This window comes from Streptomyces sp. NPDC056835 (assembly GCF_042789485.1).
In the GTDB taxonomy this organism is placed as follows: domain Bacteria; phylum Actinomycetota; class Actinomycetes; order Streptomycetales; family Streptomycetaceae; genus Streptomyces.
On record NZ_JBHUBB010000020.1, the window covers coordinates 55699 to 77286 of the forward strand.

The window sequence follows — 21588 nt, forward strand, 5'->3', positions numbered from 1 at the left end:
CCCCCTTGCCGCTGGGCCCACAGCTCCGGGGGCGGGGCGAACGGGCAGCCCGTCGCCCGGGCCATCGGAAACCCCTGCGCGACGACCTGCTCGCTCTGGGGGTTGTGCCGGCCACCCACGCAGAGAAGGAGACCGCCGTCTTCGCCGCGATGGGGCACGTCGTCCTGCCGGACGCCGACCTCGGAGAGGCGGTGCGTACGTCACTGATGGAGCAGGGAGCGGCCCACGTGATGTCCCTTGTGGACCGCTCGGTCGACCGGGGTGAACTGCCCGAGCGGTCCCGCCGCCGCGGAACTCCTCGCGGCCGGACCGACGGCAGGATTCGACGCCACGGGAATAGGCGCTGAATTCTTTCCCGACGGCCGTCGGCACTCGATCCTCGTCGTGAACACCGGCCGGCCCGGAGAGAACCCCTGGTTCCAGCGGCTGCCCCACCTGGACCACGACGAAGTCACCACGGGGCTTAGGCCGTGCCGCACGTACAACCCAGGAAAAACCGCAGATGAGACGGGTCACGTGAGCGGATTCGGAATCCCTCCGCCACCGCTCCCGGAAGGGCCCCGGCGCACCACGCCGGGGCCCTTGAGCATGTACGGGCCGAGAGGACTCTGGCTCCCGGGGCCGAAGTCATGCGCGAGAGCGACCTCTGGGCACTGCCGTTCATACGGTTAGACTCACGCGCGACCGCACTGGGAGGACAGGGGAGGAAGCGGCGGATGGGGCAAGCGAGAAAGATAGTGCTGTACGCGGTCGCCGTCTTCGTGCTGTACACGATCATCACGTCGCCTGCCAGGGCCGCCGATCTTGTCCAGGTAGGGTTCGAGGGCATCTCCAGCGCCGCCCAGGGTGTCGGCGAGTTCATGTCCGAGCTCATCAACTGACCGACGCTCAGTCACGGACCGGTCCGCGCCAACGGTCCGAGCCAACGGTCCGCGCCCGCTCCCCCTCTCCCTCCTCCGCGTCCTTCAAGGAGTGCCCGTGATCCGCCACCTGGTCCTCTTCAAGCTCAATGAGGGTGTCTCGCGCGACGAGCCGCGTGTCGTCGCGGGGGTGAAGGCCTTCAAGGAGCTCGGCGGGCAGGTGCCCGAGCTGGAGGTCTGGGAGGCCGCCTGGAACATCAGCGACCGCCCGATCGCCTATGACTTCGCCATCAACGCGGCGGTCGTCGATCGCGATGCGCTCCAGCGCTATCTGGACCACCCGGCGCACCAGGCGGGCGTCGCGCAGTGGCGTGAATTCGCCACCTGGGTGATCGCAGACTACGAGTTCTGAGCCTTCCGCCTCCTCGCCCCACACCCATTCGGTGTGGGGCTTTTGGGTTTATTGCTCCACCTTGCCGTCAACACGGTTTTTTCAGGTGCTTGCACACAGTGGACATGTCTTGTGATGCTATGACCGCTTTTGACGGATGAGTTGACGTAGTCGACCGCAAAGGGGTGGCGTCACCGTGCCGGCCAGTACTACGCCTCAACTGCTGCCCCAGATCGAGACCGAACCCCGCCCCACGACGCAGAGCCGGGGCGCGGACACCAGGGCGCTGACCCAGGTCCTCTTCGCCGAGCTGAAGGGGCTTGAGCCGGGCAGCGAGGAACACACCCGGGTGCGCGGCGCGCTCATCGAGGCGAATCTGCCGCTGGTGCGCTATGCGGCGGCCCGGTTCCGCAGCCGCAACGAGCCCATGGAGGATGTCGTACAGGTCGGCACGATCGGTCTGATCAACGCCATCGACCGGTTCGACCCGGATCGCGGGGTGCAGTTCCCCACGTTCGCGATGCCGACCGTCGTCGGCGAGATCAAACGCTACTTTCGGGACAATGTGCGGACGGTCCATGTCCCGCGTCGACTGCACGAGCTGTGGGTACAGGTCACCGGCGCGACCGAGGACCTGACGACGGCGCACGGCCGCTCCCCCACGACCGCCGAGATCGCCGAGCGGCTGAAGATCTCCGAGGACGAGGTACTGGCCTGTATCGAGGCGGGGCGTTCGTACCACGCGACCTCACTGGAGGCCGCCCAGGAGGGGGACGGACTGCCGGGCCTGCTGGACAGGCTCGGTTACGAGGACCCGGCGCTGGCCGGGGTCGAGCACCGCGATCTGGTGCGGCATCTGCTCGTACAGCTGCCCGAGAGGGAACAGCGGATCCTGATGCTGCGCTATTACAACAACCTGACGCAGTCCCAGATCAGTCAGGAATTGGGGGTTTCCCAGATGCATGTGTCAAGACTTCTGGCCAGAAGTTTTGCCCGACTGCGATCCGCAAATCGGATCGAGTCGTAACCCACAGGGGTAGACCCACTTCGACTCCTCTTCGCGGCCCGAAAAGCCCCACACCCCCTCTTTCCAGGGCGGATTCAGCGCTTACTTGTCGACATGTCACTACAGCGTGTTGCCGACATGTGACATTCTGCTGGAACCGCGTTTGCCGCACTCCCGGCTCCGGTATTCAGGTGGAGGCTGCGTTCCACCGACGGGAGCGGCCGACGCGACCGTCCGCGACCTCAAGGGGGTGGCATGTCCGTAGAACAGGGCAGCTCGAAGGTGCTCACGCTCACAAAGAGCGCTCCCGCGCCCGATGCTCTCGACCACGTGGTCCAGCCGCGTGTGTCCCAGCCGGAAGCCATCGACACCCGCACTCTGTCCCGCTCCCTGTTCCTGCGGCTCGCCGTGCTCGATCAGGACAGCCCGGAGCGCACCTACGTACGTGACACCCTCATCGAGCTGAATCTGCCGCTGGTGCGTTACGCGGCGGCCCGGTTCCGCAGCCGCAACGAGCCGATGGAGGACATCGTCCAGGTCGGCACGATCGGCCTGATCAAGGCGATCGACCGGTTCGACTGCGAACGTGGCGTGGAATTCCCGACGTTCGCGATGCCGACCGTCGTCGGCGAGATCAAACGGTTCTTCCGGGACACCTCATGGTCGGTGCGGGTGCCGCGCCGGCTCCAGGAGCTGCGTCTCGCGCTGACGAAGGCGAGCGACGAGCTGGCGCAGAAGCTGGACCGCTCGCCGACCGTCCCCGAACTCGCCGCCGTACTGGGCGTGTCGGAGGAGGACGTGGTCGACGGCCTCGCGGTCGGGAACGCGTACACCGCTTCCTCGCTGGACTCGCCCTCACCGGAGGACGACGGCGGGGAGGGCTCGCTCGCGGACCGGCTCGGCTACGAGGACATGGCGCTTGAGGGCGTCGAGTACCGCGAGTCGCTCAAGCCGCTGCTGGCCAAACTGCCGCCCCGCGAGCGGCAGATCATCATGCTCCGGTTCTTCGCGAACATGACCCAGTCGCAGATCGGCGAAGAGGTGGGCATCTCCCAGATGCATGTCTCGCGGCTGCTGACCCGTACGCTCGCGCAGCTGCGGGAAGGGCTGATCTCGGACTGAGGCCCGCGGACCCCGCCCCTCGCCCGTTCTCGGGCGATGTCGCGGGCGGGGTTCGGAACGACGGGACCGTACCGGATCGGACCGTACGCATACAGGACCGTATGCACACCGGGTCGGACCGGACAGGGTCGGACCGGGTCGGATCAGGTCAGGCGAAGGCCAGCCAGGCCACCACGGCCAGGACCACGACGGCCGCGACAACGCCGACGATCACGCCGACCTTCGGCCCGCTCTGCTGGGGCGGCGCCTGCCGGCGCTGCGGCTCGCCGTCGTCGACGAACGCACGGAACATCTGGGTGCTGCCCGCGGGGTCGGGATTGCCCTCGGGGCCCTGCGGGGCATGGGGGTTGTGTGCCATACGCCAGGACCCTAGCGAACGCGCGGATCCCTTCCAACGCCGGGCCCGCCCGCTGACCGATATGGCGCTGCCCACCGACTGATACGCCCCCGGACAGCTCCCGTAACAGCTCCCGCGACAGTTCCCTCTACAGCCCCGCGACAGCTCCCGCGCCGGGCATTGACCTCGGCCATGCGAAGCCTTTTCGGTTCCTTTACTCCACTCAGCCCGTTTTCGTTTGCCTGCAGCAACCAACGGCTTCTATGGTTCTATGGTTGCCCCAAGCAACAAGATGTCGGGAGGGCCCATGGCCGCAGCACAGAGTCAGTACGCGGAACTGGCCCGACAGATCAGTGCCATCGGCGCCGTCAAACGGGGGCTGGCGCGCATCCTGCCCGCCGAGTGCCCGGCCGGCACGGCCGCCGTACTGACCCTGCTCGACCGGCACGGTGAGATGCGGATGAGCCGCCTCGCCGAGCTCCTCGCCGTCGACATGTCGGTGACCAGCAGGCATGTCGCCCACGCCGCCGAGCGTGGCTGGATCGAGCGGTCCCCGGACCCCGCGGACAAGCGCTCACGCATTCTGCGGCTCACCCCGGCGGGCCTGGAGCTGATCAGGGAGCTTGCCCGGCGGACGACCGAGATGTTCGCGCGGACGCTCGACGACTGGACCGACGACGAGGTCGGGCAGCTGGTCACGATGCTGGAGCGGCTGCGCAACAGCTTCGGCGACTGCCGGGACTGGCGCTACCAAGACTCGTACACCCGTACACCCATGCGGCAAGAGACGTAAGACAAGGAATTCAATGGCTACGACCACACCGACGGGTGTGCGGGGCGTCCACGCCAAGCACGGAGGCGGCGCTCCCGCCCCCGCGAGCGGCGCGCCGATGTCACACCGTCAGATCATGGAGGCGCTCTCCGGACTGCTTCTGGGCATGTTCGTCGCGATCCTCTCGTCGACGATCGTCTCCAACGCACTGCCGGAGATAATCTCCGACCTGGGCGGCGGACAGAGCGCCTACACCTGGGTGGTGACCGCCTCGCTGCTGGCGATGACGGCGACCACCCCGCTGTGGGGCAAGCTCTCCGACCTCTTCAGCAAGAAGCTCCTGGTTCAGATATCCCTGATCATCTATGTCTCGGGCTCGATCGTGGCCGGCCTCTCGCAGAGCGCCGGGATGCTGATCGCCTGCCGGGTGGTCCAGGGCATCGGCGTCGGCGGTCTCTCCGCCCTCGCCCAGATAGTCATGGCCGCGATGATCGCGCCGCGCGAGCGCGGCCGGTACAGCGGCTACCTCGGCGCGACCTTCGCCGTCGCCACCGTCGGCGGCCCGCTGCTCGGCGGTGTCATCACCGACACCACATGGCTGGGCTGGCGCTGGTGCTTCTACGTCGGCGTACCGTTCGCCATCGTCGCGCTGATCGTGCTCCAGAAGACCCTGAAGCTCCCGGTCGTCAAGCGCGAAGGGGTCAAGGTCGACTGGTTCGGCGCCTTCTTCATCAGCGCGGCCGTCTCGCTGCTGCTGGTCTGGGTCACCTTCGCGGGCAACAAGTACGACTGGATCTCGTGGCAGACGTACGCGATGGTCGGCGGATCGGTGCTGCTCGGCGCCGCGTTCATCCTCGTCGAGTCCAAGGCACGCGAGCCGATCATCCCGCTGCGGCTCTTCCGTAACCGCACCATCACGCTGGCCTCGCTGGCCTCGCTCTTCGTCGGTATCGCGATGTTCGCCGGTACGGTCTTCTTCAGCCAGTACTTCCAGCTGGCCCGCGACAAGTCGCCGACGATGTCCGGTGTCATGACCATCCCGATGATCGGTGGTCTGTTCATCTCCTCCACCGTCTCCGGCATGATCATCACCAAGACGGGACGCTGGAAGATCTGGCTGGTCAGCGGCGGTGTGCTGGTGACGGCCGGGCTCGGGCTGCTGGGCACCCTGCGGTACGACACCCCGTACTGGCACATGGCGATCTACATGGCGCTGATGGGTCTCGGCGTCGGCATGATGATGCAGAACCTGGTCCTGTGCACGCAGAACCAGGTCTCCCCGGAGGACCTCGGCGCGGCCAGCTCCACCGTCACCTTCTTCCGCTCGCTGGGTGGTGCGGTCGGTGTCTCGGCGCTGGGCGCGGTGCTCGGCAACCGGGTCACTCACTACGTCAAGGAAGGGCTGGCCGACCTCGGCCCGCAGGGCGCGGCCCTGGGCCACGGGGGCACCGGTGGCGGCGGCATCCCGAACCTGGACACGCTGCCCGCCCCGATGCGGCACGTCATGGAGGTGGCGTACGGCCATGGCGTCGGCGATGTCTTCCTCTACTCGGCACCGGCCGCGCTGGTCGCGCTGCTGCTGACGCTGTTCATCAAGGAGGTCGCGCTGAAGTCGAGGGCCGGCGGTGAGACGGCGACGGCTCCCGCCGCGACCACCGCGACCACCGCGACCACCGCGACGACCGCCGCGATACCCGTGCTGTCCGAAACGATCCCGTCCCAGGCAGCGGCACCCGTAGCGGCGGTGTCCGGAATGGCAGCGGCTTCTGGAGGGCCCATGACTGTTGGATCGGCTGGATCGGCCGAATCAGCCGGATCGGCTGGCTCGTCGTTCGCGGCGGCACCCGCGCCGGGCACCGCCGTACAGGGTGTGGTGCTCGGTTCCGAGGGCACGCCGGTGCCCCGTGCCGCCGTCACCCTGATCTCCCTGGGCGGACGGCAGCTGGCCCGCTCGGTCGCCCAGTCCGACGGCGGCTATGTCCTGGACGCGCCGGGCGCCGGCTCCTACGTACTGATCGCCTCCGCCGACGGCTTCCAGCCGCAGGCGTCCACGGTGGTCGTCGGGGACAGACCGCTCTCGTACGACATCCTGCTCTCCGGTACGAGCGGCCTCACCGGGGCCGTGCGCGCCGCGGACGGCGGATACCCGATCGACGGCGCGATGGTGATCGTGACCGATGTGCGCGGCGATGTGCTGGCCACCGGGAAGTCGTCCGAGCAGGGCGAGTTCGGCTTCAGTGAGCTGGTCCCCGGATATGTGACCGTCGCGGTGAACGCCGCGGGCTACCGGCCGCTGGCCCTGCCCGTGGAGATAGGCGGCCAGGGCGTCACCCGTGTCGAGGCGGTCCTCCTCTCCGGCGCCCTGGTCCAGGGCACGGTCAGGGCGGGCGCGGCCCGCCGCCCGGCGCACGACGCCCGGGTGACGCTGGTCGACGCGGCCGGAAACGTGGTCGCGACGGCGACGACCGGGGAGGACGGGGCGTACGCCTTCGCCGACCTGGACTCGGGCGAGTACACGGTCATCGCGACCGGCTACCCGCCGGTGGCGGGCTCGCTGACGGTCACCGGCCGCGGGGTCGACGGCCACGACATCGAACTCGCCCACCCCGGCGAGTAGGAGAAACCCCCGGGCCGCGTGGCGCTTGTAGCGGGCGGCGCGTCGGTCGGGTGCGGAAACGGGCTCCGGTGGCGGGGGCGGCGGGCAGGGGACGGCCTGCTCGCCCCCGGCCGGGGCCCGGCTCTTTGTGAGACACCGGGACACCGGGACACCGGGACACCGGGACACCGGGACACCGAGGGAGAGAGAAACGGGATGGGTGGGACGGGCGGGATGGGACTTCGCGGACAGGTACGGACACGGGACGGCTGGGCCGTGCAGCACGCGGTCGTGACCATGACCGATATGAGCGGTACGCAGGTGCTGCGGGAGAGCGCCGACGAGAACGGCGCGGTACGGACCGACGCGGCGCTGGCACCGGGCCCGTACACCGTGGTCGTCACGGCCGTCGGCTACGCGCCCGTCGCCTCCACGGCGCTGGTCACCGCGAGCGGGCGGGCCGAGGTCGGCACGGTGGTCCTGGCCAGGCAGGGCGGGGTCGAACTGCCGCCACCGGGCGCCTGGAGCCTGGATCCGGCGCATTCGGCGGTGAGCGCGGTGGCCCAGCATCTGGGGATCTCCAGCGTGCGCGGGAGGTTCACCGAGTTCTGGGGACGGATCGAGATCGCGGAGGGCGCGGCAGGCACGGAGGGCGCGGCCGGCGCAGGGGGCGCCGGAGGTACGGGAGGTGCGGGAGGCGCGGGAGGTGCGTACGGGGTTGAGGCGTCGCGCGTCGACGCGGTCATCAGCGCGGCGAGCATCGACACCGGCAACGCCCTGCGGGACAAACACCTCAAGTCGCCCGACTTCCTGGACGTGGAGCGCTTCCCGGAGATCACGTACAGCGGTACGAGGCTGACCCCCGCGGGCCCCGACCGCTGGACGGTGCACGGACTGCTGTCGCTGCACGGCGTCGTACGCGAGGTGGACCTGGACCTGAGCTATCTGGGCACCGGGCCGGACCCGTGGGGCGGGGTACGGGCGTCCTTCCGCGCGACCACGGAACTGCGCCGAGAGGACTTCGCCATGAACTACAACCAGGTGGTGCAGGCGGGGATCTCGATGATCGGGACGACGTTGCGGGTGGAGCTGGACATCCAGGCGGTACAGGGCGAGAACCTGCCCAGCATGTGACGCCCATTTAACGGCCATTCGACGCCCATTTGACGCTCAGGTGACTCCGGGGGAGGGTGTGGCTCCGGAGAGGGGTGTGGTTCCCGGCGGGCGGGCTCCGAGGTCGTAGGCTGCGCGGCATGGCACCGAATATCGCAACGAATACGGCCGTTGACCTCGCCGGGCTGCTGGAGTTCGTACGCCCCAGGCACCGCGCGATCCTGCTGACCACCCGTTCCGACGGCCGGCCGCAGGGCTCCCCGCTCGCCTGCGGGGTCGACGACTCGGGCCGGATCGTCGTCTCCACGTACCCCGAGCGCGCCAAGACGCGGAACGCCAAGCGGGACGAGCGGGTGAGCGTGATCGTCCTGTCGGACGACTGGAACGGTCCCTGGGTCCAGGTCGACGGTACGGCCGAGGTGATCGACTCCCCGGAGTCGGTCGAGCCGCTGGTCGAGTACTACCGGAACATCGCGGGCGAGCACCCCGACTGGGACGAGTACCGGGAAGCGATGGTGAAGCAGGGGAAGTCCATCATCCGGATCACCCCGGAGCGCTGGAGTCCTCTTGCCACCGGCGGCTTCCCGGCCCGTCTCGTCTCGTAGACCCGTCCGGGGCTCGTTCCCGGGTCCCTCTCGGATTCGGTCGCGGGTCCCTCTCGGATTCGGTCGCGGGCCCCTCTCGGATTCGGTCGCGGGCCCCGTCCACGAGTTCAGTCGCGGGGCCCGTCCCCGCTCGGGTCGCGGGGCCCGTCCTCCGTCCCGGCGCGGGGCCCCGCGGAGGCCCTGTCGCGCGCCCGCATCGTCTCGATGCCCGCGATGAGGAGTTCGATCGCGAACGTGAAGTCGCGTTGGCGCATCTCCGCCACCGTATCGCCGCCACGCGCCTCCATCAGTTCGTCCGCGCTCTCGAACGACTCCTGGAACTTCGGCTGTTCGTAGATGGCGCCCATCGCCTGCCGGAAGTACTCGTCCTGGCTCAGCCCGGCGTCGGCGCAACGCTGTACGAAGTGGCCCTCGATCGTGCCGAATCCGTACACGAACTGGAAGACCGCCGACAGCCCGCCCATCCGGCCGTGCGGCGCCAGGCCCGTCCGGTCCATGACGGTCTGGACGGCCGCCGAGAAGGCCATCGAGTGCGGACCGATGTTCAGATATCGGCCGACGAGCGGCGAGACCCAGTGGTGCTTGACCAGCACCTCCCGGTAGCTGGTGGCCAGTTCGCGCAGCTGGTCGCGCCAGTCGGCGTCCTCGTCCGTCATATCGGGGACCCGGACCTCGCCGAAGACGCGGTCCAGGGCGAGTTCCAGCAGGTCGTCCTTGGTGTCGACGTACCAGTAGAGGGACATGGCGGTCACGCCGAGCTCCGCGGCCAGCCGCCGCATGGAGAACTTCGCCGGGCCCTCCGTGTCGAGCAGCCGCACCGATACCGCCGTGATGCGGTCGCGGTCCAGACCGGCGGGATGGTCCGAGTTCTCGTTTCTGCGACCGCGGCCCGCGGGCTTACCCTCCAGCCAAACGCTGGTACGGGTCGGCCGCTTGGCGCGATCGGCTTCCGGCACCATGGGTGAGCCTCCTCGGTTCCCGCCGGCCGGGCTTCGGCCGGACTCCACTTCTCTGCCCGGCTCAGGCCCCGTTCTCTGCCCGGCTCAGGCCCCGGCCGGCTCCAGGCCCCGGCCGTCCGTCTCCGGGGACCGGGACGACGACCGAGGCGACGACCGGGTGATCCGATGAGCCGGAGCCCGGACGCCTGCCGCTCTTCCGATGCTATGCCGCCCCTGACACAGAGTCCGACGGGGAGCCGGACGACGAGGCCGACGGGGAACCCGGAGAGCCCGAGGAACCCGGAGAGCCCGGAGAGGGGTTCGCGCGCTCGGCCCTGCGCAGCAGCAGCGCGGCCAGCAGACCGCCCGCCAGCACCGCCACGGCCCCCACCAGCTGGCTTGTCTCCAGGCTCGACGCGAACGCGTCGGAGATGCTCAGCCGCTCCGCCTCCCCGTCCGCCGCCGCGAGCGCGGCGGGCAGCGAGGCGGCCCCTACCGCCGCCGGGACGAGCGCGGCGAAGCGGGAGTTGAGCACGGCGCCCAGGACGGCGACGCCGAGACCGTTGCCGAACTCGGCGAGCGTGCCGTTGATGCCCGCGCCGACCCCCGCCTTCTCCGGCGGGATCGCGCTCATGATGGCGTTCGCCATGGCCGGCATGGAGAGGGCGACACCCGCGCCCATCACGATCAGGCCGAGCAGCATCCCGCCGTAACCATGGGCGCCGAACACCGCGATCGCGGCGAGCCCGGCGGACACAAGGACCATGCCGAGCGCGATGGTGCCCGGCGTGCCGAGCTTCCGTACGGCCAGCGCGCCGATGCCCGCGAGGTTCAGGACGATGACACTGACCGCGAGCGGAGCCGTACGCAGACCGGCGTCCAACGGGCCGTAGCCCAGCACGAACTGGAGATGCTGAGTCAGCAGGAAGAGCGAACCGGTCATCCCGAAGGCGACCAGGACGGCTCCGGCCACCGCCCCGATGAAGCGCTGGTCGCGGAAGAAGTGCATGTCAAGCATCGGATACGGGACGCGCAGCTCCCAGAGGACGAACAGGCCGAGGACGACCAGCCCGACGGAGGCCGAGAGCAGCACCTGACCGGAGAGCCAGCCATGGTCGGGCCCGGAGATGATCGCGTACACGACGGCCGTCATACCGATGGTGGAGAGCAGCGCGCCGAGCAGATCGGGGCGGTCGCCCTCCTTGCTCTTCGACTCCGGTACGAGCGCGGCGACCGCGATCACTCCGAGCACCGCGACCGGGATGTTGATCAGGAAGATCGCGCCCCACCAGAAGTGGTCGAGCATGGCCCCGCCGATCAGCGGGCCGGCGGCGAAACCGAGGGAGTTGACGGTCGACCAGATACCGATCGCCTTGACGCGCTCGGTGTCGTCGAACAACTGGACCACGACGGCGAGGGTCGTGGTGATCAGCAGCGCGCCCCCGACGCCCATTCCGGCGCGGGCGGCGATCAACTGGCCGCTGGACTGGGCGAGTCCGGCGGCCAGCGAGCCGATCCCGAACAGCACGAGGCCCACGATCAGCAGCTTTTTGCGGCCGTACCGGTCGGCGGCGTTGCCCGCGGTGAGCAGCAGGCCCGACTGGACCAGGGAGTAGGCGTTGATCATCCACTGGATGTCGGCGGTGGAGGCGTGCAGTTCGCGGGTGAGGGACGGGATCGCGACACTGAGGACGGTGTTGTCGAGCAGCACGGTGAGCTGGGCGAGACAGATGACACCGAGGATCAGCCAGCGCTGCGGGTGACGTGCGGGGGCGGTGTGGTGCTCGGCGGCTGTCGCCGTCATGAGAACTCCTTGTACGGTGTACGGGAACCGTCGCCGTACACCGTACAAGAGCCTCCCTTACGCCGCATAGCGTCTTTTTCTCGCCAGCCGGGATCCCGCTGTGAGCCGGATCCCGGCTGCGATCCGGGCCCTGCCTGTGAGTCAGTGCCCGGTTGTGAGTCAGTGCCCGGCTGTGAATCAGTGCCCGGCTGTGAGTCAGGCCTCCTGGGTCAGGTCGTAGAGGGTCGCGCCGTCCAAGGTGACCTTCTTGAAGGTGGACTCCACCCATGTGGAGATCCCGGAGTCGGAACCGCCGAGGCCGCCACCCCGGCCGCCACCGCCGCCACCGCCGCCCCGGCCACCGCCACCGCCGCCCTCGCCGTCGTCGTCGCCGCCCGACAGGAAGTAGTGGATCTTTCCGTCCGCGACGTACTGCTTGAACTGGTCGAGGGTCGGGGACGGATCGCTGCCGTTGAAGCCGCCGATCGCCATGACGGGCTTCTCGGTGGCGAGTTGATAGCTGGCCGCGTTCTGGGAGCCGATGGTCGCCGCGACCCAGGTGTAGTCGGAAGCGTCCTTCTTGAGCGCGGCCTCCGCCTCGGAGCTGACGGTCTGGCCGTTGAGGAGGCCACCCATGCCGCCTCCGCCGCCCATACCGCCCCTGCCGCCCTCGGGCAGCGCGCCGTTCGGCGGCAGTTGGGGCCGGCCGCCGCCCGCGGCCGGGGTTTGTCCCTGCCCTTGCGCCTGGCCCTGGCCCTGCCTCTGGCCCTGGCCGTGTCCCTGTGCCTGGCCTTGTCCCTGACCCTGCCCCCGGGCCTGGCCCTGTGCCTGGCCCTGTCCAGGTGCCTGACCCTGTGTCTGGCCCGCCGCCTGCTGACCCGGCGGCACCATCCCGGCCTCACCCGCGCCACCCGCGCCACCGGCACCGCGGAACCCACCGCCACCGCCGAAGCCGCCGCCCCGCGCCGAGGCCGGTCCCGCCGTGATGATCGATCCCCGGTACGCGGTGTTGACCGTGGTCAGCGTGTACGCGAGCGGCCCGGCGAGCGAGGCCGCGATCGCGAGACCCGCCGCCGTGAGCGCGAGCGGCCGGCCGAGCCTGCTCACGGCGAGCAGCCCCACCGCGGCCAGCAGACCGCCGATCAGCACCGCCCAGCGCAGCCACGGCACGTAGTCCGGGGTCCGGCCCAGCAGGACGTACGCCCACACCGCCGTCCCCGCCGCCGCGATCCCCAGCGTCACCGACGCCAGGACCCCGGCGCGCTCCTCCCACAGCACGGTGACGCCCATCCCGATGACGGCCGCGATGTAAGGCGCCAGTGCCACGGTGTAGTACTCGTGGAAGATTCCGGCCATGAAGCTGAAGACCGCGAGGGTCACCAGCAGCGAGCCGCCCCACACCAGGAACGCGGCGCGGGCCGTGTCCGTACGCACGCTCCGCCGGGTCACCACGAGTCCGACGACGAGCAGCAGCAGAGCGGCGGGGAGCAGCCAGGAGATCTGACCGCCGATGGACTCGCTGAACATCCGGCCGATTCCGGTCGCGCCGCTGCGCCCGCCCCCGCCGCCGCCACCTCCGCCGACGCTTCCGGTCTCCTCGCCGTTGATCCGGCCGAGACCGTTGTAACCGAAGGTCAGCTCAAGGAAGGAGTTGGTCTGGGAGCCGCCGATGTACGGGCGCGAGGAAGCGGGCCACAGCTCCACGATCGCGACCCACCAGCCGCCGGAGACGACGAGCGCGAGACCGGCCAGCGCGAGCTGGCCCAGCCGGCGCCGTACGGACGTGGGCGCGCACACCGCGTACACCAGCGCCAGGGCCGGCAGGATCAGAAAGCCCTGGAGCGTCTTGGTCAGGAACGCGAAGCCGATCGCGATTCCCGCCCACACCAGCCACTTCGTCCGTCCGGCCTCCAGCGCGTGCAGCACGCAGTAAACGCTGGTGGTCATCAGCAGCGCGAGCAGCGCGTCCGGGTTGTTGAAGCGGAACATCATCACGGCGACGGGCGTCAGCGCCAGCACCACGGCCGCGGTCAGTCCGGCGACGGCGCTGAAGCGGCGACGGACGGCGGCGTACAGCACCGCTACCGTGCCGAGTCCCATCAGCACCTCGGGTACCAGAATCTGCCAGGATCCGAGCCCGAAGAGCCTTACGGAGAGGGCCATCGGCCAGAGCGCGGCCGGGGGCTTGTCGACGGTGATGGAGTTCGCCGCGTCGGAGGAGCCGAAGAAGAAGGCCTTCCAGCTCTCGCTGCCCGCCTGGACGGCGGCGGAGTAGAAGGAGTTGGCGTAACCGGAAGCGCTCAGATTCCACAACTGGAGCAGCCCGGCGACCAGCAGGATGGCGAGCAGGGCCGGGCGCACCCAACTGGCGTCTTCGGCCCTGCCCCGCCAGAAGCGGACGGCGCCGCCGGAGGCGCGATGGCTTTGGTGGTTCGCCGTCGCCGGGGGGCCGTCGGGCTGAAGGATCGTGGTCATCGTGCGGTCCTTGGGTCGAGGTCGGCGGGGTCGGAAGAAGCGGAAGCAGGGGTAGGGGCAGGGACGGGAACGGTGGCTGTGGCTGTGGCCTTGGCTGTGGCTGTGGCTGTGGCTGTAGGGGAGGTCGAGGCCGTATCGATATCGCGGGCGGGGAAGTCGTCCGTACGGCGCTCAGGGAAGACCCAGGCCCGCAGGAGCAGAAAGCGCAGCACCGTCGCGGCGAGGTTGGCGGCGATCAGCACTGCCAGCTCCGTGGAGTGGGAGGGGGCGCCCGTGGCCGTGTCCAGGGCCGCGAGTGAACCGCTGGTCAGGGCGAGTCCGATGGCGAAGACGACCAGGCCCTGGGCCTGATGGCGTACGGCGCGCTCGCGGCCTCGTACCCCGAAGGTAAGCCTCCGGTTGGCGGCGGTGTTGGCGATCGCGGAGACCAGCAGGGCGGCCGCGTTGGCGAGTTGTGGACTCGCCATTGATCGGAAGCCGGAATACAGCAGAAGATAGAAGAGCGTGGACAGGGCGCCCACGAAGCAGAAGCCGACCAGTTGCCGGGCGAGTCCGCCAGGCACCCCACCGATCCGGCGGTCTCTCGGGTCATCCCCGAATGGCCTGGCCAGCCGGTCCAGAGGCAGCGCGCCCACCGCCAGTGCCCGCCCCACCCTCCAGACGCCCTTAAGATCCTCGGTCGCGGTCTTGACGATATGCACCGTGCTGTCGGGGTCGTCGATCCAGTCCACCGGGACTTCATGGATCCGCAGTCCGGCGCGTTCGGCGAGCACGAGCATCTCCGTGTCGAAGAACCACCCGGTGTCCTCGACCATCGGCAGCAGCCGCTGGGCGACGTCACGGCGTATGGCCTTGAACCCACACTGCGCGTCGCTGAAGCGCGCGGAGAGAGAGGACTTGAGGATGAGGTTGTAGGCCCGCGAGATGAACTCGCGCTTGGGGCCGCGTACGACCCGTGACGAACGGGACAGCCGCGACCCGATCGCCAGATCCGAGTGGCCCGAGATCAGCGGCGCCACGAGTGGGAGGAGTGCGTTGAGATCCGTGGACAGGTCCACGTCCATATAGGCGAGGACGGGTGCGTCGGAGTGCGACCACACGGTACGGAGCGCCCTGCCACGGCCCTTCTGCTCCAGGCGGTACGCCCGTACCTCCGGAATCTCCGTGTCGAGCCGGGCCGCGACCTGGGGGGTCCGGTCGGTACTGGCGTTGTCGGCGATCGTGATGCGAAAGCTGTACGGGAAGGTGCGGGCGAGGTGTTCGTGCAGGCGCCGCACACATGGTTCGAGGTCCTGCTCCTCGTTGTAGACGGGGATCGTCACGTCAAGTACGGGGGCATCGGTCACCTCGACCGGGAGATGCTCCCGGGCCGGGAGTGTGCCCCATGAAGTGTCGGTTCGCATGACTCGACACTCGCGAGGCGCGCTGTCACGGCAGTGTGGTGAAGCTGTGCCCCGACTGTGAGTCACGGCCGGGCCCCCACGGGCCCTGCTGGGGCTGCCGGGGCTGCCGGGGCTGATGTCGCTGTCCGTGTGAGGGGTGCGGCGACGGGAGGTGCCGCGGGGCATGGACCTGCCCCTGAGCCGACGGGCCGGGCAGACGTACGGAGAACACGGTCCGGCCGGGGACGCTCTGCACGGAGACGGTCCCGCCGTGCGCCGTGACAACCGCTTGGACGATCGCCAGGCCAAGGCCTGTGGAGCCGGCCGCACGGGAACGTGACGCGTCGCCGCGCGCGAAGCGTTCGAAGACATGCGGAAGCAACTCGGGAGGGATGCCGGGGCCGTCGTCCTCGACTTCGAGGACGACGGAGGGTCCGCCGCCCGACAACGCACCACCGTCCGACAACCCACTGCTGCCCGACAACCCACTGCTGCCCGGAAACGCACTGCTGCCGGACGGCGCACCACCGTCCGGGAATCCATCGACCGAGGACCAGACACCCGACGACCACACATCCCACGGTCGGCCGCCCCAGTACCCGCCGTCGCTTCTGCGCACGCGTGCGGTGACGGTGGTGCCGGGCGGGGTGTGCGTACGGGCGTTGGCGAGGAGATTGACGAGCACTTGATGGAGGCGGGAGGCGTCGCCGTACACCGTGGCGGAGGGCTCGTCCGGCTCGGGCAGTTCAAGGCGCCAGTGGTGATCCTGTCCGGCGGCATGAGCGTCGCTCACGGCGTCCACGACCAGAGGGGAGAGATCAGTGATCTCGTACGAGAGGGGGCGTCCGGCGTCGAGCCGCGCCAGCAGCAGCAGATCCTCGACCAGACCGGTCATCCGTTCCGCCTCGGCCTCGATACGTCCGAGCGCGCGCCGGGTGTCGGGGCCGGTCTCCTCGCGCCCGCGCCGGGTCAGCTCGGCGTATCCCCTGATCGAGGCGAGCGGCGTACGGAGCTCATGGCCCGCGTCGGCGACGAACTGCCGTACCCGCGTCTCGCTCTCCTGCCTGGCCGCGAGCGCGGACCCGACATGCCCCAGCATGCGGTTGAGGGCCGCACCGACCTGTCCGACCTCGGTGCGTGGATCGGCCTCGGCGGCGGGGACCCGTACGAGCGGGGCCACCTCACCGCTGTGAAGCGGCAGTTCGGAAACCCGGGTGGCGGTCGTGGCCACGCGCCTGAGCGGTCGCAGCGCGACGCCGACGAGAGCACTGCCCGCGATCCCGGCGGCGATCAGCCCGGCGACGGTGACACAGACCTCCACGAGCACAAGGGTGTTGAGGCTGTCCTGCACCTGAGCGGCCGGGATACCGACGAGGTAGGCGCCGTTGACGCCGTCGACGTACCGGATCCGGTAGTCGGCGCCATCGGGCAGCGTGACGGTGTGGGCCGCGTCGTCCCTCGGGACAGCCGCTATGGCCGCCTTCTGCGCTTCGCTGAGCGGGGTTTCCGCGATCGGTGGCCACGTGTTCTCGTCCTTCTGCAGGGCGCTCATCAGCCCCAGGCCAACGGAGCCGTCGGCCGTCAGTTCGACACCGACCGTGCCCACGGGCGCGCCGCCGCCCGTGACGATCTTCAGCGGATCCCTGCCCTCGGGGGAGGTGTCGGGCGACCGGTCACCGTCGCCGGTACGGTCCCCCGCGCCGTTCCCCGCGCCGTCCCCCGCGCCGTCCGCCGGCCCCTTTTCGCCGCTGTTCGCCTTCTCGCCGCTGTTCGCCGCCCTTCCCGGCGGCGGCCCCGCGGCCCGCTTGGCGATGGCCTGCACCTGTGTGTCCAACTGGTCGTACAGATAGGAGCGGTACGCGATCGTCGTGACCGCACCGATCACCGCCCCGACGATCGCGATCAGCGCGACCGCCGACACGACAAGCCGGGTCCGCAAGGACCAGCGCCGCTTCGTCCCCCCGCGCCGTCGCCCGTTCATCGCGGGGCGTCGCCCGACTCACCGGGCTTGATCAGATAGCCGGCCCCGCGCCGGGTGTGGATCATCGGCGGGCGCCCCGCGTCGATCTTCCGCCGCAGATAGGAGATATACAGCTCGACGACATTGGCCTGGCCGCCGAAGTCGTAGGACCACACCCGGTCCAGGATCTGCGCCTTGCTCAACACCCGGCGCGGATTACGCATCAGATAGCGCAGCAGCTCGAACTCGGTCGCGGTCAGATGGATGGACTGCCCGCCACGAGTCACATCATGGCTGTCCTCATCGAGCGTCAGATCCCCGACAACCAGCAGCGACTCACTGCGCCCGGCCGCCGCGCCGGACCGCCGGATCAGCCCGCGCAGCCGCGCCACGACCTCCTCCAGGCTGAACGGCTTGGTGACATAGTCGTCACCGCCCGCGGTCAGCCCGGCGATCCGGTCCTCCACGGAGTCCTTCGCGGTGAGGAAGAGCACGGGCACCTGCGGCAGCTCGTGGCGCAGCCGGCCCAGGACCGCCAGCCCGTCCATGTCGGGCAGCATCACGTCCAGTACGACCGCGTCGGGACGGAAGTCCCGCGCCGAACGCATGGCGCCCGCGCCGTCACCGGCACTGCGCACCTCCCAGCCCTCGTACCGCAGGGCCATGGACAGCAGCTCGGTGAGCGAGGTCTCGTCGTCGACGACAAGCACGCGGACGGGGCTCCCGTCCGGCCTGAGCATTTCGGTGCGCCCCCGGGGCGAGGTGATGGTCATGGTCTTCACCCTGGGGACGGCCTCTGAGATTGCCCTTTTCGCTTCCTGTGAAATCCCTGAGAAACGAATGCGGGCGAGGGCCCGGAGACCGGGCCTAAACGCCTTGGCCCAAATCCGCCGGGGCCTGGCCCCGGCCCTGCCCCCGGCCCCGGCCTCGGCCCTGCCCCTGGGCGTCGGCGATCCCGAAGAGCCGGGCACCGTTGTCGTAACAGACCGCCCTCAGCCACTCGTCCCCCAGCCCCAGTCGCTCCAGGGCCTCCAGCTGATGGACGTACGGATAGGGGATGTTCGGGAAGTCCGTCCCCAGCAGGATCCGGTCCCCCAGCTCCGCCAGCCGCGCCCTCGCCTCCCCGGGGAACGGCGCGAAGGCCTCGCTGAAGTCCGTGAACGCCATGGTCGTGTCCAGCCTGACCTCCGCATACCGCTCGGCGAGGTCCAGGAAATCCACGTACTCCGGCATCCCGAGATGCGCGACGATCAGCCGCAGCCGCGGATGGCGGGCCAGCAGCCGCCCCACCGGTTCGGGCCCGGTGTACTTGCCGGGCGCCGGGCCGGAGCCGCAGTGCATCACCACCGGGACGGCGGCCTCGGCGAGCAGCCCCCAGGCCCGGTCGAGCCGCTCGTCGTTCGGGTCGTACGCGCCCACTTGGAGGTGCGACTTGAAGATCCGGGCGCCGCCCCCCACACCGCCGTCCCCCACACCGCCCTCTCCCCCGCCGCCCTCGACGGCCTCACGTACGTACGCCTCGACGCCGTCCTCCGGGAAGAGCGTGGCCGTCCGCACACAGTCCGGCGTACGTGCCGCGAACGCGGCGGCCCATCCGTTCAGCCACTCCGCCATCCCCGGCTTGTGCGGGTAGAGCATCGAGGTGTACGCCCGCACGCCGAACGCGCGCAGCAGAGCGACGCGTTCGTCCTCCTCCTGCCGGTAGGAGATGGGCCACTCGCGACCGATGAGCGGCCCGGCGGCGTCGAAGTACGCCCAGACCTTCTTGAGGACCCGCTCCGGCATGAAGTGCGTATGTACGTCGATGAGGCCCGGGAGCCCCGTCCGCTCGCGGAACCGCCGTACGGCCTCGACTTCACCCTCTTCACCCTCTTCACTCTCGTGACCGCCGCTCATACCAGCCCACTTCCCCTTCAGAAGAGCCCGTCCTGTACACCGCCGCTGTGCACGTCCTTGACCGGCACGGTGACCACGCCCCCACCCCCGCCTTCATCCACGCCGTCGCCGCCCGGCATCGCGGTCAACTCCCACCCACTCATCAGCCGGGTATCCAGAACAATCATCCCGCCGTCCACGGCGGCGAGATGGAGATCGGGCCCGGCGGCCGCGACCAGCCGCCCCGCGACGCACCCGGCGTCCACCAGTTCCTCCACCACGCCGGTGGCCGGCGCCAGCCCGGCCAGACCGAAGACCCCCGCGTGATCGACCGCCGCGAACTCCATCCGCTCCAGCGACCGCGGCCACCCTTCCAGCACCACCGCCCGTGCGTACAGCCGCTCGATCTCGGCCACCCGCTCCGCCAGGACCGGCAGCGCGGCCCGTACGGCCCGCTTCCGCGCGTACGGGATACGGTCCGGCACCCCCAGCGCCCTGCGCAGCAGTTCCTCGGTCCGCCGCGCGGCCATCAGCGGCCCGCGCCCGAGCCAGCTGAACGCGACCGCCCCCTGCTCCAGAAGGCGGGCGGATCCACGTTCCTCGGCGGTGATCCCGACCTTCACCATCCCGGGCCCGAACCACGCGAGATAGACGCGATACGTCCGCGGATCATCGGCGATGGTGTCGGCGGCGACGGAGTGCGCCCGGTCCAGCCGCGCGCACTCGGCACACTGCCCGCCGGTACCGCGCCCGGCGATCAGCGCCCCCAGGGGGCACGCATTCCCCCGCGCCCCGACGCACGTACGCGCCCCGACGGCACGAAACCCCAGGTCACGCCCGTACTCCAGAACACTCTCCCGCCGGGCGCCACCCTCGCCCCGCCGCCATCGGAGCACGGGCGCCCCGTCGCTCCAGCGAAGCCCCTGGCACTTCCATCCCATACCCGACCCGCTCCCCTGCGCATCCCCCACGCCACCGCCACCACTAGCAGGATGCCGGCCGCCGTTGGCACGACGGACGGCCCGCCGGGGTACCACCCGCCGGGGTGCCAGTGGCCATCTGATCCCCGCCCCGGGACGGTTGCCGTCACCCACCGCCGTCAAGACATACGCCAGAGGCCCGATCAATTTCTTGATCGGGCCTCTGGCCTGCTGTGCACTCGGCAGGATTCGAACCTGCAACCTTCTGATCCGTAGTCAGATGCTCTATCCGTTAAGCTACGAGTGCTCGGCGTTCCGGGCTTTTCTTCCCGGTCGGCGTTGCGGGAACAACATTACATGACCCGTGGCGCCAGGTGAAATCCATTCGCCAGACCACAGCTGACCTGCGAAAACGTCTCAGAATCGGGCCCCGGACCGCGTATCGGCGGGCGTGCGGACGATCAGTCATGGGAGCGGTCACTCGTACGGGCCATCGTTGCCGGAACGGCCGAAGCCCCGGCCGTGGGGCCGGGGCTTCGGTGATCAACACGCGGAGGCGGAGGGATTTGAACCCTCGATGGGCTTTAAGACCCAAACCGCATTAGCAGTGCGGCGCCATAGACCGGACTAGGCGACGCCTCCAGCACACCCGCGCGGGCGCGGATGGTGCGTGCAGATGATGACACAGCCAGGTGGGGTGTCACCAATCGCTTCTCACGGTACTAGGCGGGTGGCCCACAGAGCAAAGCGCTTCCGCGTGCGCAACGCCGGGGCTTGACGCGCGTTAGAGAGGGCGGGGCGTTGGCCCCGGATCCGTCACCCGTCAGGAGCTCCCATGCTGCGTCGCCTCGCTCTCACCGCCGCCGCCTCCGTCGCCGCGTCCGCCGCCCTGCTCGGCGCCGTCGCGCCCGCCGCCTCCGCGGACGCCTCGGCCCGCGCCGACACCGGCGCCTTCACCGAGTCCGCCGGCTCCGTGCTGACGCGGCTCGCGCCCGTACCGCTGCCCCTGGCCGAGGACGCCGCAAGCGCCGCGGACGGCGCGGACGCCGCAAACGCCGCGGACGAGTTCACCGTCACCGTCGCGGACTCCGGTCTCCGGGGCGCCGACGGCACGTACCGCCTGAAGTGCCGGCCGGCCGGTGGGACGCATCAGCAGGCGCGGGCCGCGTGTGACCGGCTGGCGCAGCTGGCGAGCGAGCGGAAGGATCCGTTCGCGCCGGTGGCGAAGGGCGCGCAGTGCACGATGCTGTACGGCGGCGACGCCACCGCCCGGGTCACCGGCACCTGGCAGGGGCGCGCCATCGACGCCACGTTCAACCGGAAGAACGGGTGCGAGATCGCCCGCTGGCAGACGCTGGAGCCGGTGCTGCCGAGCACCCGGGCGTAGGGCCCTCCCCGTCCGTGACGTACGCGCGTGCACGCCTGTCGGCGGACGGACGCAGCGCCGGCCCCA

Annotated in this window: 19 protein-coding genes and 2 tRNA genes; 10 read left to right on the plus strand and 11 right to left on the minus strand. The window is 70.0% G+C overall.

Annotated elements, in window-relative coordinates; all coding sequences use genetic code 11:
• Positions 1-104: 104 nt before the first annotated feature.
• The 5 genes from ACFRMN_RS23020 (at position 105) to ACFRMN_RS23040 (ending at position 3379) form a co-directional block, all read left to right on the plus strand.
• The gene (locus tag ACFRMN_RS23020; protein WP_383022423.1) at positions 105-347 is read left to right on the plus strand and encodes a hypothetical protein; all 243 of its coding nucleotides are present in this window, start codon (positions 105-107) and stop codon (positions 345-347) included.
• Between the two features lie 369 nt (positions 348-716).
• On the plus strand, positions 717-881 hold the full coding sequence (locus ACFRMN_RS23025; protein ID WP_165371796.1) for a hypothetical protein: 165 nt from the start codon (positions 717-719) through the stop codon (positions 879-881).
• A 97-nt stretch (positions 882-978) separates the two neighbouring features.
• Positions 979-1272, plus strand: a complete 294-nt coding sequence (locus tag ACFRMN_RS23030) for a Dabb family protein (protein ID WP_383022424.1) — start codon at positions 979-981, stop codon at positions 1270-1272.
• Positions 1273-1447: 175 nt separating this feature from the next.
• Positions 1448-2278: an RNA polymerase sigma factor SigF gene (locus ACFRMN_RS23035; protein WP_383022425.1), complete on the plus strand. Its 831-nt coding sequence runs from the start codon at positions 1448-1450 to the stop codon at positions 2276-2278.
• A gap of 234 nt (positions 2279-2512) precedes the next feature.
• Positions 2513-3379 (plus strand): RNA polymerase sigma factor SigF, encoded by an 867-nt coding sequence (locus tag ACFRMN_RS23040; RefSeq protein WP_030349953.1) that lies wholly within the window; start codon positions 2513-2515, stop codon positions 3377-3379.
• 148 nt (positions 3380-3527) lie between these two features.
• On the opposite strand, the gene ACFRMN_RS23045 is transcribed toward ACFRMN_RS23040, so the two are convergent.
• Positions 3528-3737 carry a hypothetical protein gene (locus ACFRMN_RS23045; protein WP_129767389.1) on the minus strand — a complete coding sequence of 70 codons (210 nt, stop codon included), beginning with the start codon at positions 3735-3737 and terminating at the stop codon, positions 3528-3530.
• 286 nt (positions 3738-4023) lie between these two features.
• Between ACFRMN_RS23045 and ACFRMN_RS23050 the strand changes: the two genes are divergently transcribed.
• The 4 genes from ACFRMN_RS23050 to ACFRMN_RS23065 all read left to right on the plus strand — a co-directional run bounded on the left by ACFRMN_RS23050 (position 4024) and on the right by ACFRMN_RS23065 (position 8802).
• A complete protein-coding gene (locus ACFRMN_RS23050; RefSeq protein WP_383022426.1) occupies positions 4024-4509 on the plus strand; it encodes a MarR family winged helix-turn-helix transcriptional regulator in 486 nt (161 codons plus the stop codon).
• Positions 4510-4522: 13 nt separating this feature from the next.
• Positions 4523-7105, plus strand: a complete 2583-nt coding sequence (locus tag ACFRMN_RS23055) for an MFS transporter (protein WP_383022427.1) — start codon at positions 4523-4525, stop codon at positions 7103-7105.
• A 213-nt stretch (positions 7106-7318) separates the two neighbouring features.
• On the plus strand, positions 7319-8218 hold the full coding sequence (locus tag ACFRMN_RS23060) for a YceI family protein (protein WP_383022428.1): 900 nt from the start codon (positions 7319-7321) through the stop codon (positions 8216-8218).
• Positions 8219-8337: 119 nt separating this feature from the next.
• A complete protein-coding gene (locus tag ACFRMN_RS23065; protein WP_129767386.1) occupies positions 8338-8802 on the plus strand; it encodes a PPOX class F420-dependent oxidoreductase in 465 nt (154 codons plus the stop codon).
• Between the two features lie 107 nt (positions 8803-8909).
• Here the strand turns inward: ACFRMN_RS23065 and ACFRMN_RS23070 are convergent, their stop codons facing one another.
• The 10 genes from ACFRMN_RS23070 to ACFRMN_RS23115 all read right to left on the minus strand — a co-directional run bounded on the left by ACFRMN_RS23070 (position 8910) and on the right by ACFRMN_RS23115 (position 20777).
• Positions 8910-9761 carry a TetR/AcrR family transcriptional regulator gene (locus ACFRMN_RS23070; RefSeq protein ID WP_383022429.1) on the minus strand — a complete coding sequence of 284 codons (852 nt, stop codon included), beginning with the start codon at positions 9759-9761 and terminating at the stop codon, positions 8910-8912.
• Between the two features lie 202 nt (positions 9762-9963).
• Entirely contained in the window at positions 9964-11544 is a 1581-nt protein-coding gene (locus ACFRMN_RS23075; RefSeq protein ID WP_383022430.1) for an MFS transporter, read from the minus strand.
• Between the two features lie 195 nt (positions 11545-11739).
• Positions 11740-13998 carry a glycosyltransferase family 39 protein gene (locus ACFRMN_RS23080; protein WP_383022431.1) on the minus strand — a complete coding sequence of 753 codons (2259 nt, stop codon included), beginning with the start codon at positions 13996-13998 and terminating at the stop codon, positions 11740-11742.
• A complete protein-coding gene (locus ACFRMN_RS23085; RefSeq protein WP_383022432.1) occupies positions 13995-15401 on the minus strand; it encodes a glycosyltransferase in 1407 nt (468 codons plus the stop codon). The genes ACFRMN_RS23080 and ACFRMN_RS23085 overlap by 4 nt, the downstream gene beginning before the upstream one ends.
• Positions 15402-15426: 25 nt before the next feature.
• A complete protein-coding gene (locus ACFRMN_RS23090) occupies positions 15427-17361 on the minus strand; it encodes a sensor histidine kinase (protein ID WP_383022433.1) in 1935 nt (644 codons plus the stop codon).
• Positions 17358-18113 (minus strand): response regulator transcription factor, encoded by a 756-nt coding sequence (locus tag ACFRMN_RS23095; RefSeq protein WP_383022434.1) that lies wholly within the window; start codon positions 18111-18113, stop codon positions 17358-17360. The genes ACFRMN_RS23090 and ACFRMN_RS23095 overlap by 4 nt, the downstream gene beginning before the upstream one ends.
• A 94-nt stretch (positions 18114-18207) precedes the next feature.
• Positions 18208-19236, minus strand: a complete 1029-nt coding sequence (locus tag ACFRMN_RS23100) for an amidohydrolase family protein (protein WP_383022435.1) — start codon at positions 19234-19236, stop codon at positions 18208-18210.
• A 17-nt stretch (positions 19237-19253) separates the two neighbouring features.
• Entirely contained in the window at positions 19254-20156 is a 903-nt protein-coding gene (locus tag ACFRMN_RS23105; RefSeq protein ID WP_383022436.1) for a DUF2797 domain-containing protein, read from the minus strand.
• A 213-nt stretch (positions 20157-20369) separates the two neighbouring features.
• Positions 20370-20442: transfer RNA gene (locus tag ACFRMN_RS23110), tRNA-Arg, on the minus strand.
• Positions 20443-20686: 244 nt separating this feature from the next.
• Positions 20687-20777, minus strand: a tRNA-Ser gene (locus tag ACFRMN_RS23115).
• A gap of 193 nt (positions 20778-20970) precedes the next feature.
• Here ACFRMN_RS23115 and ACFRMN_RS23120 point away from each other — a divergent pair.
• Positions 20971-21522: an SSI family serine proteinase inhibitor gene (locus tag ACFRMN_RS23120; protein WP_383022437.1), complete on the plus strand. Its 552-nt coding sequence runs from the start codon at positions 20971-20973 to the stop codon at positions 21520-21522.
• The last annotated feature ends 66 nt before the right edge of the window (positions 21523-21588 follow it).